This is a genomic window from Allobosea sp. BH3, assembly GCF_025499465.1.
Taxonomy (GTDB): Bacteria; Pseudomonadota; Alphaproteobacteria; order Rhizobiales; family Beijerinckiaceae; genus Allobosea.
The window spans coordinates 417,435-437,338 of the sequence record NZ_JAIMCA010000006.1 but is presented as its reverse complement, the minus strand read 5'-3'; the positions used below and the strand labels follow the sequence as shown (position 1 = coordinate 437,338).

Sequence of the window (19,904 nt, the reverse complement as noted above, 5' to 3'; positions counted from 1 at the left end):
AAGAGATCGAGCCGCTGCCGGTTGATGCGCCTGAGATCGCCGCGGCGGATGGTGACGCCGTGGCGGTCGAAGAATTCGAGGATCTGGATAGCGACCTTGCGGCCGTTATCGAGCTTGTCGCGGAACTGCGCCGCGTTGAAGCCGGCGGCGTTTCCCGCTGCAAGCGCGGCCACGATCCCGACCATCTCGGAAACCGTATCGCGCAGGAAGAAGTGGTCAAGTGCGACCTCATGCACCTCGCCGCGCCGGCCGACGAGGCGGAACAGCCGGCGGATATCCTCCTCCCGCCGGCCGAGAAGCTGGCCGATGTCACGCACACGCGGAGGCCGGAAGCGCTCCGACGCGCTGATCAGCGGCGCGACGCGCGCCCACAGCGCCTCATCCTCCGGCGTCAGCCTGATTTCATGCTCTGGCCGCCTGATCCAGGAGCCGAGCACGACGAGCTCGCCCGCACTGGCGAGCACAGCCAGCGCAGTGCGGAACAGCCCGGCCGGCAGCCGCGGCTCGAGCGCGAGGCGCAGCCGCTCCAGCCCCATGCCCTGCTGGTCGGGGTTCTCTGCGTGATAGGCCTTCAGCGTCTCGACGAGCGCCTGCGAAAAACGCTCCCAGACCTCCGGCAGCATGACGGCCGGGCCGACGCGGGAAAGGCCGAGCTTCGCCGTCATCGCCGCGGCTGTGCCGGGGCCGAGCGCTCGATCGCGGGCGAAGGCCTCGATCTCGGCATGATACGGCGGCGCGCCGAGGAGCGCGGTTAGTGCGGCTTCATGATCGCTGTGCGCCAGAGCGAGGAGCTGTGCCTGCCGCTCCGGGCTGCGGCGCCGGCGCTCGGGTGCGCGCAGGTCGATGAAGCGCCCGCCGCCGATGGTGCGCGAGGCGCTGGCGTCGCGCAGGACGAAGCGGTCGAGCGCCGCCGTCGCGACCGGCACCTCCGGCACGAGCTGGACGAAGCCGCTCGCGCCGGGTGCGATCTCCTCGCCGAGCAGGACGATGCGCGCCCCGACCTCAGCCGCGCCATGATGAAGCCGGACCGGCTGCCACATCGAAAGCGGCTTGCGCTCCGAGGCGAGCAGCGTCAGCTCGGCATCGATCCGCGTCGCGGGAGCATGGAGCGCGGGCGAGACCACCATGGCGCCATGCCGGATCGCCTCCTTCGAGACGTCCGGCCCGGCGAGGTTGAGCGCGCAGCGGTCGCCGGCCCGGCCGCGCTCGGCTGCGCGGTTCTGTGCATGGATCGAGCGCACGCGCGCCGCGAGGCCCGAAGGCGAGAGGGTGACGTGGTCTCCGACAGCGAGGCTGCCCGACAGGACCGTGCCGGTGACCACCGTGCCGGCACCGGGCAGCGTGAAGCAGCGGTCGACGGCGAGGCGGAAACCGCCATCGTCCCGCCGCGCCGAGGCTGCCTCGGTTCGCTCGCGCAGCAGCGTGGCGAGTGCCTCGATGCCGGCGCCGGTCACTGTCGAAACCGGCAGGATCGGCGCATCCGCAAAAGGCGTCCCGGCCAGCAGCGCTTCGATCTCGCCGTGGGCCTCGGCCAAGCGGGCTTCGTCGACGAGGTCGGCCTTCGTCAGGGCCACCACCGCCTGCCCAATGCCGAGCAGACGGGCGATGTCGACATGCTCTCGCGTCTGCGGCATCACCCCGTCATCGGCCGCGATGACGAGCAGCAGGAGGTCGATGCCGGAGGCGCCGGCCAGCATCGTATGGACGAGCTTTTCATGGCCCGGCACGTCGATGAAGCCGATGATCCGCCCGTCGGCTTGCGGCCAATAAGCGAAGCCGAGCGCGATGGTGATGCCGCGCTCCTTCTCCTCCTTGAGACGGTCGGTCTCCACGCCTGTCAGCCGCCGCACCAGCGAGGTCTTGCCGTGGTCGATATGGCCGGCCGTGCCTATGATCATGGCGCGACCCCTTCCGAGGCTGCGGCGCTGGCGGCCTTGAGGAAGGGTGCAGCAAGGAGGCTGCCCTCGCGCTCGGCTTCGGTCAGGAGGACGAGCGCCCGGCCTGCATCCTTCTCGATGCCCTGTCCCAGCAACACCGCGGCGCCCAGCATTGCCTTGGCGTCGGCATCGCCGGCCGCCGCGCCTCGCTGCCACCACTGCGCCGCCAGCGCCGGATCGCGCTCCACGCCGAGCGCATCGTGATGGATCATGCCGAGCCGGGTCATGCTCGCCGCGATGCCGGCCTCCGCCGCCGCGCCCGCCCAGCGAAAGGCCTCCGGTCGGTCCGCGTCCTGCCCCGTTTCGAGCAGCATCCAGGAGAGCATGTCCTGCGCCGGCGCGTCGCCCTGTTCGGCGGCGAGGCGATAGAGCCGCATCGCCTCGGCATCGCTCTGTTCGACGCCTTCGCCCTTGAAATGCAGCGCCGCCAGGTTTCGTTGCCCGACAGGGTCGCCCGCTTCGGCCGAGAGCGTCAGCCAGCGCAGAGCCAGCGCGGCATCGCGTTCGACGCCGAGCCCTTCGGCGAAGCAGGCGCCGATATTGTTCTGCGCACGCGGAACGCCTGCGTGAGCCAGAGGCCCCCAGATCGCCAGCGCCGCCTGATGATCGCCGCGCTCGACGGCCGCAGCGGCCTCGGCCATCGCCGCATCGATGGACTTGTCCTTGCCGCGCAGCCGGTCAAGCCAGCCCATCGCCCGCCTCCGGCTTCAGCAGGGGGAGCTGCGCGGCGAAGGCCGCCTCGTCCTCCAGGCAACGCAGGTCGAAGACCAGCGCGCCCTGCGCGATCCGCCCGATCACCGGCAGGGGCAGGGCGCGGAAGGCTGCCGCGAGGCTTTCGACCGCCGCGCCGGATGCCTTCCCCGCCGGCTTCAGCGCGAGCGCTGCGCTCGGGAGCGTTTCCAGCGGCAGCGCGCCCGAGCCGATCTGGCTGGAGCATTCCGCGATCTCCACCACCCAGCCGGAACCGAGCGCCTCGGCGACGGCCGGCAGCAGGCGCTCGGCCAGCGCGCTGAGCTCGGCCGGCTTGCGGGTGAACAGCCGCAGCGTCGGCAGGCGCTCCGCCAGCCGGTCTGGATTGCGGTAGAGCCTCAAGGTGGCTTCGAGCGCTGCGAGCCGCAGCTTGTCCAGCCGGAGCGCCCGCTTCAGCGGATTCTTGGCGAGCTTGGCGACGAGGTCCTTGCGGCCTGCGACGATGCCGGCCTGCGGGCCGCCGAGCAGCTTGTCGCCGGAGAAGGTGACGAGGTCGGCGCCACCTTCCAACGCGTCCTGCACGGTCTTCTCGTGCCGCAGCCCCCAGCGGGCGAGATCGATCAGCGTGCCGGAGCCGAGATCGTCGACGAAGGGCAGCTCATGCTTGCGGGCCAGCACTGAGAGCTCGCTGGGCTCGACCTCGGTGGTGAAGCCCTGCACGACATAGTTCGAGGTGTGCACCTTCATCAGCAGCCCGGTCTGCGGGCCGATGGCCTCGGCATAGTCCTTGAGATGGGTGCGGTTGGTGGTGCCGACCTCGCGCAGGATGGCGCCGGCGCGGGTCATGATGTCCGGCATGCGGAAGGCGCCGCCGATCTCGATCAACTCGCCGCGCGAGACGATGGCCTCGCGGTCCTTGGCGAAGGTGTTCAGCACGAGCAGCACGGCCGAGGCGTTGTTGTTGACCAGAACGGCATCCTCGGCCCCGGTCAGCTCGCGGATCAGCTCGCGCACATGCGCGTCGCGCTCGCCGCGTTTTCCCGCCTCGATCTCGTATTCGAGATTGGTCGGCGCGCGCATGGCGGTGACCACCGCCTGGATCGCCTCCTCGGCCAGCAGGGCGCGGCCGAGATTGGTATGCAGCACCGTGCCGGTGAGGTTGATGACGGGGCGCTGCGAGGGGCGCTCTAGCGCTTCGAGCCGGTCGAGCGCCATGCGTGCGATGTGTTCCGCGGATGCGGCGGGAGGGCTGCCTGACTCGCGCAGCCTGCCCAACACCTGCCGTATGGCCTCGGTCGCCGCCGCCCGGCCGTGGCGTGTGATGGCGAGCGTGCCATCGGTGCTGCGGAGCACGGTATCAACCGATGGTGGGCGGAAGCGTTCGGGCTTGTTCATCAGGCTCCCTCCGGGAGACGCTTGATCTTGCGGACGGTCAGTAGCCGAGCAGGAACGGGTTCACCCCGGCCCGCCGCCAACCCGCCTCCGAAACCAGGATGTCGAGGCCGAGGCTCGCCACGTCGTCGGCCACCGGCTCCAGCTCCATGTCCTTCCGCTGGTTCAGGATCTTCACATAGGTCCGGCATTCGTCGCAGGTCTCGGCCTTGATCGTGTCGGCAACGCCTTCGATCTCCTGATAGGCGATGCCCTTGGTCGAGCCGCAGGAGACGCATTTTACGCGGACATGGTTCCATTGCGCCGCGCAGAGCGAACACTGGACATAGCGCACGCCGTCGATATTGCCCGTGCCGACGACCGCGCTCGTCACCGGTGCGCCGCCGCAGCAGGGACAGACGCCGTCGGCCACGGGCTGCGGCAGCAGCGGGTCGAGCCTCGCCGTGCGCAGCGCCGCCACGACCTGCAGTGCCGCGGCGGCGAAGATGTGCTCGGCCACGGACTCGGCCGGCATCGCGTCGCCGAGCACGGCGGCGAACATCGCCTGCCGGTCTTCCCCGTTTGCCGCCGCGACGCGGGCGAGCGCCACGCGCGCGGCCTCCGGCATCGTGACCGGCGCCAGCAGGGCGATGAGCTGCGTCAAGGCTGCATCAGTGGCCGCGTCCTCCGCAAGCTCCTCTCGAGGGACGGGCGGCATCGCATGGGCCGCCCGGCGGCGCTGCTCGGCGAGGGCGGGCAGGGCCGGTTCGGCGAGCGCTTTGGCGAGCTTGTCCTGCGCCTGCGAGAGGGCGCCAAGGAACTGCAGGTAGGGCTCGAGCTGGTGGCCGGGCGCGAGTGCGGCGAAGCGCATAGCGCGCAGGCCGAAGAGCGATTGCGGATCGGGCAGGCGGACGAAAGGCGGCTTGTCCCGCTCGGCGATGCCGACACCTTCGAGGGCCTCAAAACCCGGATCGTCACTCATTAGCGTCGTCTCGAACCGCACGGGTCACGGGAAGGCGAAGCGGGTTCAGCCGCTCCGCGGTCTGCTAGCTATTCTGCCGGCGCGTTGGGGCCGAGCCGACGTGGCGGCACCTGCCGCTCGTCGATCACGCCCTTGCGGGCTTCCCGGCGCAGCCAGAGCCGATGATGGCGGAAGGCCCAGCCACCGGTCACCTTGCCCTCTGTCATCGCGTTGAGCGTGCCGCGCACATAGAACGCGGCATAGATATGGACGATGACGACGAGCAGCATCGCGATCGCCGCCAGCGCATGCAGGATATGGCCGAAGCGCTGCTGCTCGATGGTGAAGGTCGTACCGAAATATTCGTACCAAATGACGATGCCCGTCGCGAACAGGACGAGGATCAGCAGCGTCATCAGCCAGAAGATGATCTTCTGCCCGCCATTGTACTTGCCGACCTCGGGGAGGTTTTCCTCATGCCCCGACATCACATCGCCGATATGGCGCATCCAATGCGTGTCGGCCTTCGTCCAGAAATTGTGGCGCACCATCTGGATGAACAGGATCGCGAAGCTCGCGAGCAGCACGACGCCGATCCAGGGATGCAGCATCCGCGTGTTCGAGCCGCTGCCGAACAGCGACGACAGGAAGAACAACGAGGGATGGAACAGGGCGGCGCCGCTGATCGCGAGCAGGATCAGCGAGATCGCCGTGACCCAGTGATTGACGCGCACGCGGCCGCTGTAGCGGTCGACGGTGGTACGCTCCTCCTCACGCCTGACGACCACGCTCGGCCTCCTCGTCGATCAGATGCTCGGCTTCGCGATCCTCTGCCCGGCTGACGTCGTTGCGCCGCGCGATTGTCGCATGGACGAAGGCGAAGGCGGCAGCGAAGCCCACGGCCGCCATTCCGGCATATTTGGTGAGGCCCTTCCAGAGTTCCACCACCTGGCTGATGCGCGGGTTCTCCGGCAGGTTGGCATAGAGCTGCGGCCGGTCGGCATGGTGCAGCACATACATCACATGCGTGCCGCCGACGCCGGGCGGATCGTAGATGCCGGCATTCTTGAAGCCGCGGGACTTCAGGTCGGTGATACGGCCCTGCGCATGGTCCAGCATCGCCTGTTTGGTGCCGAACACGATCGCTCCGGTCGGGCAGGCCTTGGCGCAGGCGGGGGCCTGGCCGACGGAAACCCGGTCCGAGCAGAGCGTGCATTTATAGGCCTTGTGGTCGGCCTGGCTGATGCGCGGGATGTTGAAGGGGCAGCCCTTCACGCAATAGCCGCAGCCAATGCAGTGCTCCGAGACGAAGTCGACGATGCCGTTGTTGTACTGCACGATCGCGCCGGGCGAGGGGCAGGCCTTGAGGCAGCCCGGATCGGCGCAATGCATGCAGCCGTCCTTGCGGATCAGCCATTCGAGGTTGCCGCTCTCCTGGTTCTCCCACTCGGTGAACCGCATCAGGGTCCATGTGTTCGGCGTCAGGTCATGCGGGTTGTCGTAGACGCCCCGGTTGATGCCGATCTCCTCGCGCAGATTGTTCCACTCGAGGCAGGCCGCCTGGCAGGCCTTGCAGCCGATGCATTTCGAGACGTCGATGAGCTTCGCCACCTCGAAGTCGTGCCGGACATCCGGCGGCCTGAAGTTGGTCGCCGAGATGCGGGCGAAGTCCTGGCTCTGCAATCCCATCGGATCCCCCCTAGCTCGTGGCCGGCCCGTTGGACGGCTCGACATTCACCAGGAACGCCTTGAACTCGGGCGTCTCGATGTTGGCGTCGCCGACGAACGGGGTGAGGCTGTTGGGGCCGAAGCCCTTCCTGGCCGCACCGGTGAAGCCCCAGTGGAGCGGGATGCCGACGACATGGACGGTCTTGCCGTCGCAGATCATCGGCTTGATGCGCTTGGTCACCACGGCCTTGGCATACACCGCGCCGCGGGCGGAGGAGACCTTCACCCAGCCGCCCTTCTGGATGTTCTTCTCCGCGGCCAGCTGCTCGCTGATCTCGACGAAGAACTCAGGTTGGAGCACCGCATTCACCCAGACATGCTTGGTCCAGTAGTGGAAATGCTCGGTCAGGCGGTAGGAGGTCGCCGCATAGGGGAACTTGTCCGAAGTCCCGAGCGCGGCGAGGTCGTCCTTGAAGATGCGCGCGGCGGGGTTGCCGCGGATCTTGGGCGCCAGGACATTGGCGACCGGGCTCTCGAACGGCTCGTAATGGGCCGGGAAGGGGCCGTCCTTCATCATGGCGCGCGAGAACAGCCGCGCCGTTCCCTCGGGGTTCATGATGAACGGGCCGACATCCTGCGGCTTGGCGGTCGGCGCGATGTCCGGCACGTCGTAGCCGGTCCAGGCCGTGCCGTTCCACTCGATCAGCTTGCGCTTGGGATCCCAGGGCTTGCCGTCGATATCGGCCGAGGCGCGGTTGTAGAGGATGCGCCGGTTCGCGGGCCAGGAGAAGGCCCAGTTCGCGTAGGCACCGGTATTGGCCGGGTCGCTGGTGTCGCGACGGGCCATCATGTTGCCCCGCTCGGTCCAGGAGCCGGAGTAGATCCAGCAGCCGCAGGCCGTCGAGCCGTCGTCGCGCAACTGCCCGAAGGTGTCGATCTGCTTGCCCTTCTCCAGCACGATCTTTGTCGGGTCGACGGGGTCGGTCACTGTCGAGACGACATAGCCGTTCATCTCCTTGGCCATTTCGTCCGGCTGCGGATCGTCCGGCAGGCGATAGGGCCAGTGGAGATTGAGGATCGGGTCCGGGAAGGCCCCTCCCTCCTTCTCGTAGAGCGCGCGCATACGCTGGAAGATCTGCGCCATGATCCAGGTATCGGCCTTCGCCTCGCCCGGAGGTTCCTGGCCCGGCCAGTGCCATTGCAGCCAGCGGCCGGAATTGACCAGCGAGCCCTCGTCTTCGGCGAAGCAGGTGGTCGGCAGCTCGAAGACCTCGGTCTGGATCGCCTCGGGCTTCACGTCGTTATGGACGCCCTCGTCCTTCCAGAATCGCGCCGTCTCCGTCTGCAGCGGGTCCATCACTACCAGGAATTTCAGCTTCGACAGCGATGCCGAGACCTTGCCGCGATTGGACAGGGACAGCAGCGGGTTGAAGCCCTGGCAGAAATAGCCGTTGACCTTGCCCTGATGCATCATGTCGAAGTACCGGAGCATGTCGTAGCCGGGCACATCGAGCTTGGGCAGCCACTGATAGGCGAAGTCGTTCTCGGGTGTTGCGGCCTTCCCCCACATCGACTTCAGGAAGCTCACCATGAACTTCTTGTAGTTCTGCCAGTAGCTCGTCTGGTTCGGACGCAGCGGCTTGAAGCCGCGCGTCGACATGTAGGTCTGGAAATCGACCTCCCTGTCGGTCCCCAGCGTGAGGTAGCCCGGGATCAGGTTCGACATCAGGCCGATGTCGGTCAGGCCCTGGATGTTGGAGTGCCCGCGCAGCGCGTTCATGCCGCCGCCGCGCACGCCGATATTGCCGAGCAGCAATTGCAGCATCGCCATCGAGCGGATGTTCTGCGAGCCCTTGGAGTGCTGCGTCCAGCCGAGCGCGTACATCGACGTCATCGTCTTGTCGCGCGCGGAGCACTCCGAGATCATCTTGCAGATCGCCAGGAACTTGTCCTTCGGCGTGCCGCAGATGCGCTCCACCATCTCAGGCGTATAGGCCGCGATGTGCTTCTTCAGGAGCTGGTAGACGCTGCGCGGATGTTGCAGCGTCTCGTCGACCTGGACATAGCCGTCCGGACCGAGTTCGTATTCCCAGCTCGAGCGGTCGTAGTCGCGCTTGGCCTCGTCATAGCCGGTGAACAGGCCGTCCTGGTAGCCGAAGCCCTCCTTCACGATGTAGGGCGCGTTGGTGAACGCACGCACATAGTCGTGCTGGATTTTGTCGTTGTCGATGCAGTACTTCATCGCCCCGAGCAGGAAGGCGATGTCGGTGCCCTGTCGGATCGGCGCGTAGAAATCCGCGACCGAGGCCGAGCGCGTGAAGCGCGGATCGACGACGATCAGCTTGGCGCCACGCTGGGCTTTCGCCTCAGTGACCCATTTGAAGCCACAAGGGTGCGCTTCGGCGGCGTTGCCGCCCATGATGATGACGAGGTCGGTGTTCTTGATGTCCGTCCAGGAGTTGGTCATCGCACCGCGACCGAATGTTGGGGCCAGACTGGCCACCGTCGGTCCGTGTCAAACGCGCGCCTGGTTGTCGAACGCCAATATCCCGGTGCTTCGCACGACCTTGTAGGTCAGGAAGGCCGTCTCGTTGGTGGTGGCCGAAGCGGCCAGGAAGCCCGTGGTCAACCAGCGGTTGACCGTCACGCCGTCCTGGTTCCTGGCGATGAAGTTCTTGTCGCGATCGTCCTTCATCAGCCGCGCGATGCGGTCGAGCGCGTCGTTCCAGCTGATCTGGCGAAACGCCTTCTCGCCGGGTCCACGATACTGCGGGACCTTGGTCCGCGTCTCGGAGTGGACGAAGTCGAGCAGGGCGGCGCCCTTCGGGCACAGCGTTCCGCGATTGGTCGGGTGGTCCGGGTCGCCCTCGATATGGATGATCGCCGGGTGGGCGTTCTTGGACTTGTCGCCCAGGCCATACATGATCACGCCGCAGGCGACGGAGCAGTAAGGACAGGTGTTGCGCGTTTCCGTGGTGCGAGCCAGCTTGAAGGGCCGCACGGCCTGCGCGAGTGCCTCTTCGGCACCGCCAAACCCGAGCGCGGCGACGGCAGATCCGCCCAGCCCCGCTCCTGCGGCTTTCATGAACTGGCGGCGCGAGAGCTCATGTAGCATCTCAACCTCCGAGGCGAACGACACGTCGTCATTCAACTTGGAATAGTGAAACTCTGCAGGAGAGGCGTCAAGGCGCGTTTGGAGCCCGTCATGTGGTTTCGCGCATGCCGCCGATCACGGCGCCGCGACCGCAGTAATGTCGCACCATGCCTTGTGTAGCGGCTTCGGCCGCAGGCCGGAATTCGATTCCGGCTCCGCTCTGATGGATGCGGTTCTGGTGTGGAGGCTGGCAGGAGTGGTTGTCGATCGAGAATATCTGGAGCGCTCCACGGCCTGGTTGCGATTGCGAATTGCCTAACAACGCGAAGCATGGTCTGCATGGAATGCTTGTTCCGGCCCTGATATGAGGTGTGTGTGCCGCTCGATGAGGCTTTAAGGCAGCTGCGCGCCCGCGAGGCGGAGCTGGCGCGTGTGCAGCGGATCGGCCAGATCGGTGGGCTGGAGGTCGACCTTCGCGGCGGAGAATTCCGCAACCGGCGCTCTCCTGAATATCTCGCCGTGCATGGGCTGCCACCGGAATCGGCCACCGAAAGCCATGAGGACTGGGTCGCGCGCATCCACCCGCTGGATCGGGAGCGGGTCGTCGGCCATTTTGAGAACACGGTTTCCGGCCGGGAGCGGGACTATGAGGTGGAATACCGCATCATACGCCCCTCTGACGGAGACGTGCGCTGGATCCTGGCCAAGGCCGAGATCGAGCGGGACGGCGAGGGCAATGCGCTCAGGCTCGTCGGAGCACATATCGACATCACCGCCAGGCGATCGGCGGACGAGCAGCGGGAACTTATCGCCCGCGAACTGCAGCACCGGATCGCAAACATCTTCACGGTCGTCAGCAGCCTCGTGACGATGTCGGCGCGGTCGGAGCCGGGGGCGGCGCGTTTCGCGGACGAGGTCGTCGGGCGGCTTGGCGCCTTGCATCGGGCGCACAGCCTGGTGCTCGACAAGGTCGGCTCCGACGGAAGCGACACCCTCCGGGGTCTGCTGACGCGGCTCGTTTCGCCCTATGTCGGAGACCGGGCGGAGCGCATCGTCGTGGAAGGGGACGATGCCGCCGTCGGCCGCTCCGCTTCGACGGCAATCGCGCTCGTCGTCCATGAACTGGCGACCAACGCCGTCAAATACGGCGCCCTCTCGGTGTCGGAAGGGAGCGTGCGCATCGAGGTCGTTTCCTCCCCGGAACAGACGAGCCTCCGATGGGCGGAACGCGGCGGGCCTCCGGTCGCATCGGCCCCGACCCGGCAAGGCTTCGGCAGCGTACTGGTCGAGCGGGCCGCCCGAGCCCAGCTTGGCGCCACCCTGACATCGAGCTGGGAGTCCTCCGGCCTGTGCTTTCTGCTGGAGATGCCGACCGCGAGGCTGGCGGCCTAAACTTCGCCGAGCCTGGACTGCATGTATCGCAGTGCCGATTTGCTCGGCAGGAAGTAGTAGCCGCCGCCTCGGGTCGTGACGAAGGAAGGCATCCCCGTCAGGGCCAGCGCCCCCTCCCATGTCGGAATCGCGAAGCGACCGCCGGGAGAACCGTTCCCGTGATTACCGATCAGCGGGTCCTTTTCCTCCCGCAATCCATGAAAATTGCCGGCGGCCATCCAGGTTTGCTGGATGAACTCGTACTGCCTCTCGATGCTGGCATTCAGGCACATGAACAGCAGGCCTCGCTCCGTCGCTCCTTTCTCGTCCGCTGCGATATAATTCCGGCCGACGCGGAGAATGCGGTGGCGCTTGGTGATGCGGATTTGAGTGTCGAGATCGGTGTCCAGCGAATCGCGCGGATTGGAGCGCCGGACATGGGCTCCGAGCGGGCATCGGAGGCCCTGCGGGTCTTCGCTTCCAAAGGTGAAATGGTTGTCGGGAGCGTCTCCGGTGGGCTTGCCGGGGCTTCTGACCAGCGACGATCCATCCTTCCAGCGGCCGACGATGCGGGCGGCGACCCATTCGTCGGGCACAGGCTTTTGCGTCAGCGCCGAGACCTGGCCTGCGGCCTTCCGGCAATAATCGTCGAAGATGTCGACGTGCTGCCGGATCTGGCGAACGACGACGAAGCTGCCGTTCCGCCCAAAATCGCGCACCGCGGCCGGGCCGCTCGTGATGCTGCCGTCGGGGCTGATCTTTCTCAATATGCCCCGAGGATCGGAGTCGCCGGGGACCGTGGGCGAGGGGGGATAGAAGCCATGCTCGTCTCGATAGCCGAACAGGAACTCGCCGGCATTCACCACATGCATCGAGGGCACCTGGCGCCCACCCGCTCGCCCGCTCCCGCGGATGACGGGCTGGGAAACGCCGTCGACGAAGCCGAACGGCTCCTTGCCGGGGGGCCTCTGGCCCTTGCCGGATCTGGGTTGCGGACGGTCGACATGAAGCTCGATTTCATGGACGAGTTCGATGCCCGCAGCCTTGGAATCGGCCACCAACTTCGCGATCATTTTCTTGAGGATGGTCTTGTTGCGCGCGTAGCAATTGATGACGACGTCGACCGGATCTTTCTCTGAGCCCCAGATCCATTTCTTGGGGCAGCTCTCGCCCGTATCGTCGAGGATGCGGCTGCGATGCCAGTGGCCCATGCCCTGCTGATAGGCGGGTGGGAAGCTGGCGAGTCCGAAATCGAGCCCGAGCCGGGCGAGCGCGCCGGGCCCGAACATCGCGATCATGGCGCTCTCGCTCGCTCCCATTTCGCCGAATGACACGCTTTCGGAGAGATACTTCAGCCAGAGCGCGCGGCTCGCCCGGTTGAGGCCGTCCGGGATGCTGAAAGTGAGCATCCTGCTCCGGGAGAGGCGCCCCATCGGGCCGAATGCGATCGACTGGATCTCGCCATGCTCGAGTGTTTCTTCGGGAGCAGGAGCGGGGAGCAGCAGGCGCTGGACCGCGTTCAGTTTCGTGAACGGCTTTCGTTCGGTCGATGAGAACAAGCTGATCCAGTCGCGCGCTTCGGCCAGGCTCGCCGAACAGATGCCCTGCCGGATCAGCGCGTTCTTCCGGATGAGAGTCGTCGAAAGCCGGGGATATGCGCTGTACCAGAAGCGGGTCGGGATCTGCTGCGTTCTCGCCCAGCGCTTGAAGCGATCGCCGTCGCGTGCGCCGTCCAGGAACAGGAAGCGCGTGGGCGGAAACCCCTCCGTATTGCTCCAGATTCCGGTGAGGCCCGCCGTGGCCTTGGTGATGAAATCCTCGAGGTAGCTCTCCCAGCTGCCTCCATAGTTGCTCAGGAAGACAAGCTTGTTTGTGCCCGGGACACGAACCCAGCGCGCGAAATGGATCGTGCCGATGCTGGAAAGAAACCCCGGCCGGAAGATATGCGTCGCTGTGATCGATATGACGTAGAAGACAAAGCGAAGAAGCAGCTCTCGCAGAGGGCCGGCCTTGATCGAGGAGACGGCCGTCATATGGTTCTGCCGATCCTTGTCCTCACGCCGTTGCAGTTCTTCGAGAGCGCCCAGCGAAATGGCGCTTTCCGACATCGCCGATCTGTCCTCCAGCTTCCGCAGCCGCCAGATCACGCCGCCGACGGCGGCTGCGATCAGAACGGCAATGCCGAGGATCGACAGGATCAGCGCCATCAAGCCCCGCCCGGCGAGATGGAGCAGGCTGGGCGCCGTGAAGCCGAACCATAGCCAGTAGATCAGTACCGAGAGGGCGAGGATGGCGCCCGCGCCGGTCAGGGAGAACGACTTCGCGGCCAGCGTGCGGAGGAGCGCGCTCCAGCTCCCTTTCGGGGCATCGTCCAGCCCGTTCGGGACCGGAATGAATGCCCAGGAAAACCTCTTCGTGCGCCTCAGCTCGTCTCGAACGGCCTGGAGAATGCTTGCCGCGTCCATGCCAGGGCGCCCGGATTGTCTTTCGACGATAGCAAGGGCCTTCTTCGCCAGCACGCTCTCACGCCGGATGCGCTTCACGCTGTGACCGGGCGTGCCGTTGAAGACGAGGCCGCTGCGGCTCCCGAGTTCCGGCGAGACATCGCGAGAGAATTTCGTCAGGACTGCCGATAGGTCGGGACCGATCACCTCCACCGCAGAATCCGCCAGGATTTGCCTCAAGGGGCCGCCAAGGGCTTTTGCGATGCCGCTGAGAACAGCCTGATTGCTTCCATCGCCGCTGAGCTCCAGCAGCAGATGCAGGTTCGGCACGTCCGCAGACATCGGGGCCGCCTCGATGACGGACATCGAAGCAAAGTGAATCGTGCCCAGCGCCCGGATCTGCTGTTTCATCGGGCCGGAAAACTGCGCGATTTGCGCCTCGATGCGCTCCTTCTTGGCCCCTGCCCGGACGGGAACGATGACCGTCACCATCGACTGCAGGCCGACATTCTCGAACTCGACGAAGAGCGCTCCAGGATAGGCCCCGAGCCGCTTGAGCCTGCCCGTGCGACCTTTGGCGCGACGCGCACCTGCGCGGGAAAACAAGGCCCGGAAACACTCCGCGGTCTGCACACGCGCCAGCACGGCGCCGATGCACTCGTGGATCCCATGACCGAAGATCATCGAATCTTGTTTTGGCCGGCCTGGCTTGAACTGCCACGGGTCGGAGACGGCGCGGCCGTCGAACATGGCTGATCGCGTCGCTGGCCATATGACCGTGTCGCCCTTGATCGTATAGGGCCGCCCGCTTGCTGTGCCGATCGTCTGATCGGTCCGCGCATAGCGCCAGGGGCTGATCCAGATCGGCTTGAAACGCATGGCTTCGACAATGGCCTTGTCGAGCCGCTGGTCGTCGCGGTCGTCGATCGCAGCCTTCACCTCTGCCTGCATCTCCCCGCGGGACAGCACCACGTCGAGGCAGTTGCAGCCCGCCAGAAGCGTCGTCGGGCCGAAGCCGGTGATCATTCCGAGCAACGAGGCCTGGACCTCCGCCCGGCTGATGCGGCCACGATTCATGGCGTCGGCGAGGCGGCCGACAGGCGTGTCCGCTCCGCCGCCTCCGAGGGCGCGATCGATCGAAAGATCGATGATCGCGTGCATCTCGCGGGAAGCGGCGATCGCCAGTTCCCTGACGGTCGGGCTTGCCGTCGGGTCACCGAAGAACAGCGTGCTGAGCGCCATGCCCCATTCTGCAAACTCGCGGTCGCTGTTGAACGTCAGGCCGAAATAGTCCCTGCAGATGATGGAGGAGACGTCGCAGAAGAGATCTCTGGTATTGATGCGCTGCGGCGCCTGATCGACGATTTCCTTCGCCGCGGCAGCCGCGATGGGCCGAACCCGATCCTCGACTTCGCCGGGCGGGAATGCGGCCAGGATGACCGATTTGAGGCGCTGGTAGTCCTCCCCGTCGGTCATCCCGAGGATGAAGTTTGTACCCCGCGAAAACTCGGTCATCTCGGGGCCGTAGGGGGTCTCGAAATCGGCCTGGCGCCGCAGAACCTCGCTGACATCGCTGTTGCGCGTCAGCAGCAGGAATCGTCCGGCCCGCAGGCGCGGAAAGACCTGTCGGAGGAACCCCAGCCACCAATCCGGGTGCTCGACGAGGTAACCGAAGGCACGCGCGAGGAAGCCGCGCGAACGCATCCTCTCGATATCGAAGGGAGGCACAGGGCCATCCAGTGGGAGCTCGGCTTGAGCCTTCTTCACGCCTGCGAAGTACTTCGGGTCGAATTTGAACATGGAAGCCCCCCTGGATTGCCGTAACGCGGAACTCCTCGTCGAACTGCGTGATGCGCCCGGATCGCCGGGCTTGTTATCCAGCGAGCTGAAAATTCGCGATCATGCGCTGGTTTACGGAGCGGTCGCGAAACGGAATCCACTCGATCCATTTGGGCTCGAAGCCGGGATGGCGGGTGTGAAACAGCCTCGCCTCCTGCCGCGCCTCGTCGAACCGATCGCTACGCGCGAGCGCACCTGTCTTGAGGTAGCTGGAATAGAAATAGTTCGGCGCCAGTGACAGGGAGCGGTTCGCCGCCTTGATGACCGCCTCCCAGTCGCCGTCGATCGTGTGGGCGGCAGCCAGCTCTCCGAGGTTATGGAAGAGATAGGTCTCGAAGGGGCTCAGCCTGATGGCTTCCCGGAGCTGGAAAATGCCTTCCTCGGTGTCCAGCAGCAATCCCTTCGCGCTGCCCAGCCCTGTCCTCGCCAATGAGAAGCTCGGATTGATGTCGATGGCCCGATGGAAGTGGTCCAGAGCCTGCTCCGGCCGGCCTTCGAGGATGTCGACGAAGCCGAGATAGCAGTGAGGCCGCGCGTCGAGCCCGTCCAGGCGCGAGGCGCGCCGGGCGTAGTCGAAGACGATCTTCAGCTCTTCGCGATCCGCGAAATTGAGCCAGGCTTTCCAGAGGTGCCACCAGGCGAGCTCGGCGAGCACTGCGCAGGAGTTCGGATCCTCGTCATGGGCCCGCGCGAAATAGGCGAGCGCCTGGGCGGTGTCGCCGGAGGTGCGTCTTTGCATGTGCCAGCGGCCGCGCCTCAGCAATTGCCAGGTCGAGAGCGCTTCCGGTTGCACCTGGAAGGTCCTGACCTGCTCGACGCGGTCCACCTCGCTCTCCAGCCGCGAGACGATTTCGCCCCCAAGCTCACGTTGCAGGCGCTGCACCTCATCGAGACGGCGCTCCAGCCGCCCGGCCCAGATCACGCGCGAGTTCGAGCTGTCGGCGAGCGACGCTTCCACCTTGATGCGCTCGATATCGCCCGAAACGGCGCCGGAAACGACATAGCGTGCTCCCAGCAGGCTGCCGATGGCCGCGGTCGGCAGGGAGGAGGGCTCTCGAAACTGGAAGCTCGAATCCCGTGCGATCACGGGGATGGAGCGCGTGTTGGCGAGACCGAGCAGGATGTCGCCGGCAATGCCGTCGCAAAGGAACGAGAGAGCAGGATCGCCGGTCCGGTTCTGGAATGGCAGCACCGCCAGGGCGGGAAGCTGTTCGAAGTCGCCGGCCGTCATTTTCGGGGGCGCGCAGCTGCGCAATAGCGGAGACAAAGAATTGTCCCGGTAAGATCTGTCGATCAGGAAGACGCGCACCGGCATCGGAATATTCTTCAGGTGAAAGGCGCCGAGATCGGTAAACGGAAGATCGAACCGCTCATCGATTTGTAGAAAGGCCGCTTCGGCCAGCGCGACGCCGCCATGCGACGAGAATTCCTGCACGCGGGCGGCGATGTTCACGGCGTCCCCGAAGATTCCGTCCGGGCGGATGACCACAGGCCCTGCATTGATCCCGGCGCGAAACGACATGATCTGATCGGCCGGTGCCGCTGCGTTCCTTTTGCGGATTTCTTCCTGGAATTGCATCGTCGCGTTCAAGGCGACGATGGGGTTGCTGAACAGTGCCATGAGGCTGTCGCCGACGGCGCTGAATATACTTCCGCCCGCGCTCTCGATCGCGCTTCTGATCAAGTCACGACGCTCGTCGAACAGGCGGAGCGCAAGTTCGTCGTCGGCGTGCATGAGCTTGGAGTAGCCCACTGCATCCACGGAGACGACGGTAGCGATCTGGCGGGGCTGTCGCTGCTCGAGCATACGTCTCGTCCGCACTGAAGCTACGACAGCAAATTGACCCAAGATCACTGCCGGATCAATAGAATGACACAGTTGATCCGGCTTATGCCGTAGGGTCAGCGCAGGCTGCGCCAACCGGCCATGGATCATGTCCGCGGCCTCGCCTCGACGGGTTAGAAGCGGCAGGCAGACCGTCTGCGGGAATTCGGGTTCACGGGGGCGGGGCTGCCTCTTGCCGGGCGGATCCGCAGCCTCGCCATGGGTCTCGCGGCGAACGGGCCTTGCGCCTCCTGCCGGGCGAGGCGACGGGTTGCTGACCCGGGAGAGGCCGTTCGGCAAGGGCGTCGAAAGGGGCGCGTCGATGGTCATTCGGCGGGCTGGCCCTGCCGGGCTTTTGCCAGGCGCGGGGAGGTGCCGTCGGGCCCTTGGGCGAGCAGCAGAAGCAGTCCCACAAGGGCGAGGTTGAGCGCGCCGGCGGCGGCGCCGATCAGGAAGCCGTTCGCGTAGCTGCCCGTGAGGTCGAAGACGGCGGCGCCCTGATACCCGCCGAAAGCGTGCCCCAGCCATGCGAAGGCCAGGATAATGCCCATGAACCCGCCCCTGCTTTGGGCTGGCGTCAGGGCCCGGGCAGAGACGAGCAGGCTCGTCATGACGCCTGCATAGGCGAAGCCGTATAGGACGGCGAAGATCAGGAACCCCCGCAGTGACGTGAACTGTGTGAAAGCCACCACGCCGGCCGTCTGCAGGAACGAGGCGACGGCCCAGGACCGGATCGGGCCGATCATGTCGCAGAGCTTGCCGTAAGCGATGCGGCCGAGAATGGCGGAGAGCAGCATGGCGAGCATCACCCCGCCGGCCTCCGTCGCCGCGATGCAGAAGCCCTGTATCAGCGGCATCAGATGCATCAGCGGCAGGGCCATGCACGCACAGCAGAAGAACACCGCCGCGCTGAGCAGAGGCACCGCGACGGACGCTGTGATGGGCGGGGGCTGCGCCGCGTTGCCCGCGACGCCCGCCGCTGGCGCGTCGCGCATGAATGCCGCCAGCGGGATCAGCACCGCCAGGATGATGATGCCCAGCGTCGTCATCGCGCCACGCCAGCCCAGGCGCTCGATCAGGACCGCGGAGAGGAATGGCACGCCGCCTTGCCCGACGGCCTGGCCGGCCGCGGCAATGCCGATGGCCAGCCCTGCCATGCCGGGAAACCAGTTGCCGACCGTCGCAAAGAGAGGGGCGAAGAGCGTGCCGCCGCCCAGGGCGCCGGCCAGGAAAAAGATGAGGTACACTTGCCAGAGCGTCTGCGCCTGCGCCGTCAGAAGCAGGCAGGTGCCGACCGCCGTGACGGCGATCAGGCAAATGGCGCGGATGCCGATGCGATCCGACGCAAAGCCCATCACCACGCTGCCGACGGCGAGGCCGAGCAGCCCGAGGCTGTTGATGGCCGCGACGTCCGAGCGGGCCCACCCCTCCGCCGTCTGCATCGGGATGAAGAATGCCGTGAGGCCGTTGACGAGGGTGCCCATTACCAGCGCCAGCATGAGGGCGGCGGAGCCGACTACGAGCCAGCGGCTCGGGCTCTCTGCCGCCACCGTGGTCATTCTTGCCTCGCGTCGCCGACGCGGTTCGATGCGAGGTCGTGGCGCGGCGCCGTGTTCATGCGCCCGAGCGGCAGGAGCATCGCGACGCGTTCGCGATAGCGCCTGTAGTCGTCGCCGAACATCGCAATCAGGTCCCGCTCCTCCAGAGCGATCCCGACCATGATGTAAGCCGTCGTCACGACTGCGAACAGCAGATGGCCCTGGCTCATCTGGGGCGTCGCCCAGAAGGCGATGATGAAGCCGAGATAGAGCGGATGCCGGACGAGCTTGTACAGGCCCGGCGTCTTGAAGCCCGTCTCCGGCAGGCTCTTCCCGGTGAACCGGAAGAAGACCTGCTTCAGCCCGAACAGCTCGAAATGGCTGATCAGGAAAGTGGACGCCAGGACGATGAGCCAGCCGAGGAGCGACAGCACGGTCAGCGCGGCGGCCACAGCCGGGTTCGTGACGCTCCAGACGGTCTCCGGCAAGGGCCGCCACTGCCAGAGCAGCAGCGCCAGCGCGCTCGTCGCAAGCAGCACATAGGTCGGCCGCTCGAGCGCCGGCGAGATGAAGCGGAGCCACCAGCGCTTGAAACCCGGCCGGGCCATGACGCTGTGCTGGACGGCAAAGAGCGTCAGCAGCGCGAGATTGATCGGAATCGCGTGCGCGAGCGGAGTGCTCGGCCCGTCATCGATGCCCTTGGGCACGAGATGACCGCCGACGAAGCCGATGGCGTAAAGGAATGTGACGAGGAAGAACGCGTAGCTCAGCAGGCCATAGAGGAGGATCATGGTCTTGCGCATGGCTGACACCTTGTTGGACGAGCGATGGCTGCCGATCACCGGGCCGCTTGCGCGGTGCAGATCGCGGCCGCGGCTGCCGGTGCTGCGGAGGGAGCCTTGATGAGGAGCAGGCGGTCTCATGCCGGCCATCTGGTCGGAGGCGAGGCCGTCGAACTATGAGGAGGATCACGTAGCGTCATCGTGCGAGGGTGCTGCCAGTGCTGGCGGCCGGCCTTGATCCTCGCGGCCCCGTCGCGATTGAACCCGGGAGCGGCGAAAACCGGCCACTGCCGAGCTTGTGGAAGCGATGCCCTCGCGCAGGAGGGCGATTTGCGCCATATAGGCGGCTATCCCGTCCTCTCGACGATGCTTTGCATGGCCTCC

General features: G+C 66.2%; 11 protein-coding genes and 1 pseudogene. 1 reads left to right on the top strand and 11 read right to left on the bottom strand.

Features of this window, described 5'->3' with window-relative positions; translation table 11 throughout:
• Positions 1–83: 83 nt before the first annotated feature.
• The 7 genes and pseudogenes from selB to fdnG all read right to left on the bottom strand — a co-directional run.
• Positions 84–1,898, bottom strand: a pseudogene (gene selB, locus BoBH3_RS21725) (selenocysteine-specific translation elongation factor); the annotation flags it as partial.
• Positions 1,895–2,629, bottom strand: coding sequence for a tetratricopeptide repeat protein (locus tag BoBH3_RS21720; RefSeq protein ID WP_262332944.1), 735 nt, complete (start codon positions 2,627–2,629; stop codon positions 1,895–1,897). The gene BoBH3_RS21720 and the pseudogene selB, both read right to left, overlap by 4 nt.
• Positions 2,616–4,022 (bottom strand): L-seryl-tRNA(Sec) selenium transferase, encoded by a 1,407-nt coding sequence (selA, locus tag BoBH3_RS21715; protein ID WP_262332943.1) that lies wholly within the window; start codon positions 4,020–4,022, stop codon positions 2,616–2,618. The genes BoBH3_RS21720 and selA overlap by 14 nt, the downstream gene beginning before the upstream one ends.
• A gap of 37 nt (positions 4,023–4,059) precedes the next feature.
• Positions 4,060–4,980, bottom strand: a complete 921-nt coding sequence (fdhE, locus tag BoBH3_RS21710; RefSeq protein WP_262332942.1) for a formate dehydrogenase accessory protein FdhE — start codon at positions 4,978–4,980, stop codon at positions 4,060–4,062.
• A gap of 68 nt (positions 4,981–5,048) precedes the next feature.
• Positions 5,049–5,747, bottom strand: a complete 699-nt coding sequence (locus tag BoBH3_RS21705; RefSeq protein ID WP_262332941.1) for a formate dehydrogenase subunit gamma — start codon at positions 5,745–5,747, stop codon at positions 5,049–5,051.
• Positions 5,731–6,648, bottom strand: coding sequence for a formate dehydrogenase subunit beta (gene fdxH, locus BoBH3_RS21700; protein WP_262332940.1), 918 nt, complete (start codon positions 6,646–6,648; stop codon positions 5,731–5,733). The genes BoBH3_RS21705 and fdxH overlap by 17 nt, the downstream gene beginning before the upstream one ends.
• Before the next feature lie 10 nt (positions 6,649–6,658).
• Positions 6,659–9,742: a formate dehydrogenase-N subunit alpha gene (gene fdnG / locus BoBH3_RS21695; RefSeq protein ID WP_262332939.1), complete on the bottom strand. Its 3,084-nt coding sequence runs from the start codon at positions 9,740–9,742 to the stop codon at positions 6,659–6,661.
• Between the two features lie 348 nt (positions 9,743–10,090).
• Here fdnG and BoBH3_RS21690 point away from each other — a divergent pair, with 348 nt between their 5' ends.
• On the top strand, positions 10,091–11,113 hold the full coding sequence (locus BoBH3_RS21690) for a sensor histidine kinase (protein ID WP_262332938.1): 1,023 nt from the start codon (positions 10,091–10,093) through the stop codon (positions 11,111–11,113).
• Here BoBH3_RS21690 and BoBH3_RS21685 read toward each other — a convergent pair.
• The 4 genes from BoBH3_RS21685 to mddA all read right to left on the bottom strand — a co-directional run bounded on the left by BoBH3_RS21685 (position 11,110) and on the right by mddA (position 19,541).
• Positions 11,110–15,336 carry a cytochrome P450 gene (locus BoBH3_RS21685; RefSeq protein WP_262332937.1) on the bottom strand — a complete coding sequence of 1,409 codons (4,227 nt, stop codon included), beginning with the start codon at positions 15,334–15,336 and terminating at the stop codon, positions 11,110–11,112. The two genes, BoBH3_RS21690 and BoBH3_RS21685, sit on opposite strands and share 4 nt — an antisense overlap.
• 73 nt (positions 15,337–15,409) lie before the next feature.
• Positions 15,410–17,530: an adenylate/guanylate cyclase domain-containing protein gene (locus BoBH3_RS21680; RefSeq protein WP_262332936.1), complete on the bottom strand. Its 2,121-nt coding sequence runs from the start codon at positions 17,528–17,530 to the stop codon at positions 15,410–15,412.
• Positions 17,527–18,759 carry an MFS transporter gene (locus tag BoBH3_RS21675; RefSeq protein WP_262332935.1) on the bottom strand — a complete coding sequence of 411 codons (1,233 nt, stop codon included), beginning with the start codon at positions 18,757–18,759 and terminating at the stop codon, positions 17,527–17,529. Before BoBH3_RS21675 ends, BoBH3_RS21680 begins: the two co-directional genes overlap by 4 nt.
• Positions 18,756–19,541 (bottom strand): methanethiol S-methyltransferase, encoded by a 786-nt coding sequence (gene mddA, locus BoBH3_RS21670; RefSeq protein ID WP_262332934.1) that lies wholly within the window; start codon positions 19,539–19,541, stop codon positions 18,756–18,758. Before mddA ends, BoBH3_RS21675 begins: the two co-directional genes overlap by 4 nt.
• Between the last annotated feature and the right edge of the window lie 363 nt (positions 19,542–19,904).

What these genes read in the sequence shown, in the direction of transcription:
- BoBH3_RS21720 (WP_262332944.1), bottom strand. Translation starts at nt 2,629, where the DNA reads ATGGGCTGGCTTGACCGGCTGCGCGGCAAGGACAAGTCCATCGATGCG.
- selA (WP_262332943.1), bottom strand. Translation starts at nt 4,022, where the DNA reads ATGAACAAGCCCGAACGCTTCCGCCCACCATCGGTTGATACCGTGCTC.
- fdhE (WP_262332942.1), bottom strand. Translation starts at nt 4,980, where the DNA reads ATGAGTGACGATCCGGGTTTTGAGGCCCTCGAAGGTGTCGGCATCGCC.
- fdxH (WP_262332940.1), bottom strand. Translation starts at nt 6,648, where the DNA reads ATGGGATTGCAGAGCCAGGACTTCGCCCGCATCTCGGCGACCAACTTC.
- BoBH3_RS21685 (WP_262332937.1), bottom strand. Translation starts at nt 15,336, where the DNA reads ATGTTCAAATTCGACCCGAAGTACTTCGCAGGCGTGAAGAAGGCTCAA.
- BoBH3_RS21680 (WP_262332936.1), bottom strand. Translation starts at nt 17,530, where the DNA reads ATGACCATCGACGCGCCCCTTTCGACGCCCTTGCCGAACGGCCTCTCC.
- BoBH3_RS21675 (WP_262332935.1), bottom strand. Translation starts at nt 18,759, where the DNA reads ATGACCACGGTGGCGGCAGAGAGCCCGAGCCGCTGGCTCGTAGTCGGC.
- mddA (WP_262332934.1), bottom strand. Translation starts at nt 19,541, where the DNA reads ATGCGCAAGACCATGATCCTCCTCTATGGCCTGCTGAGCTACGCGTTC.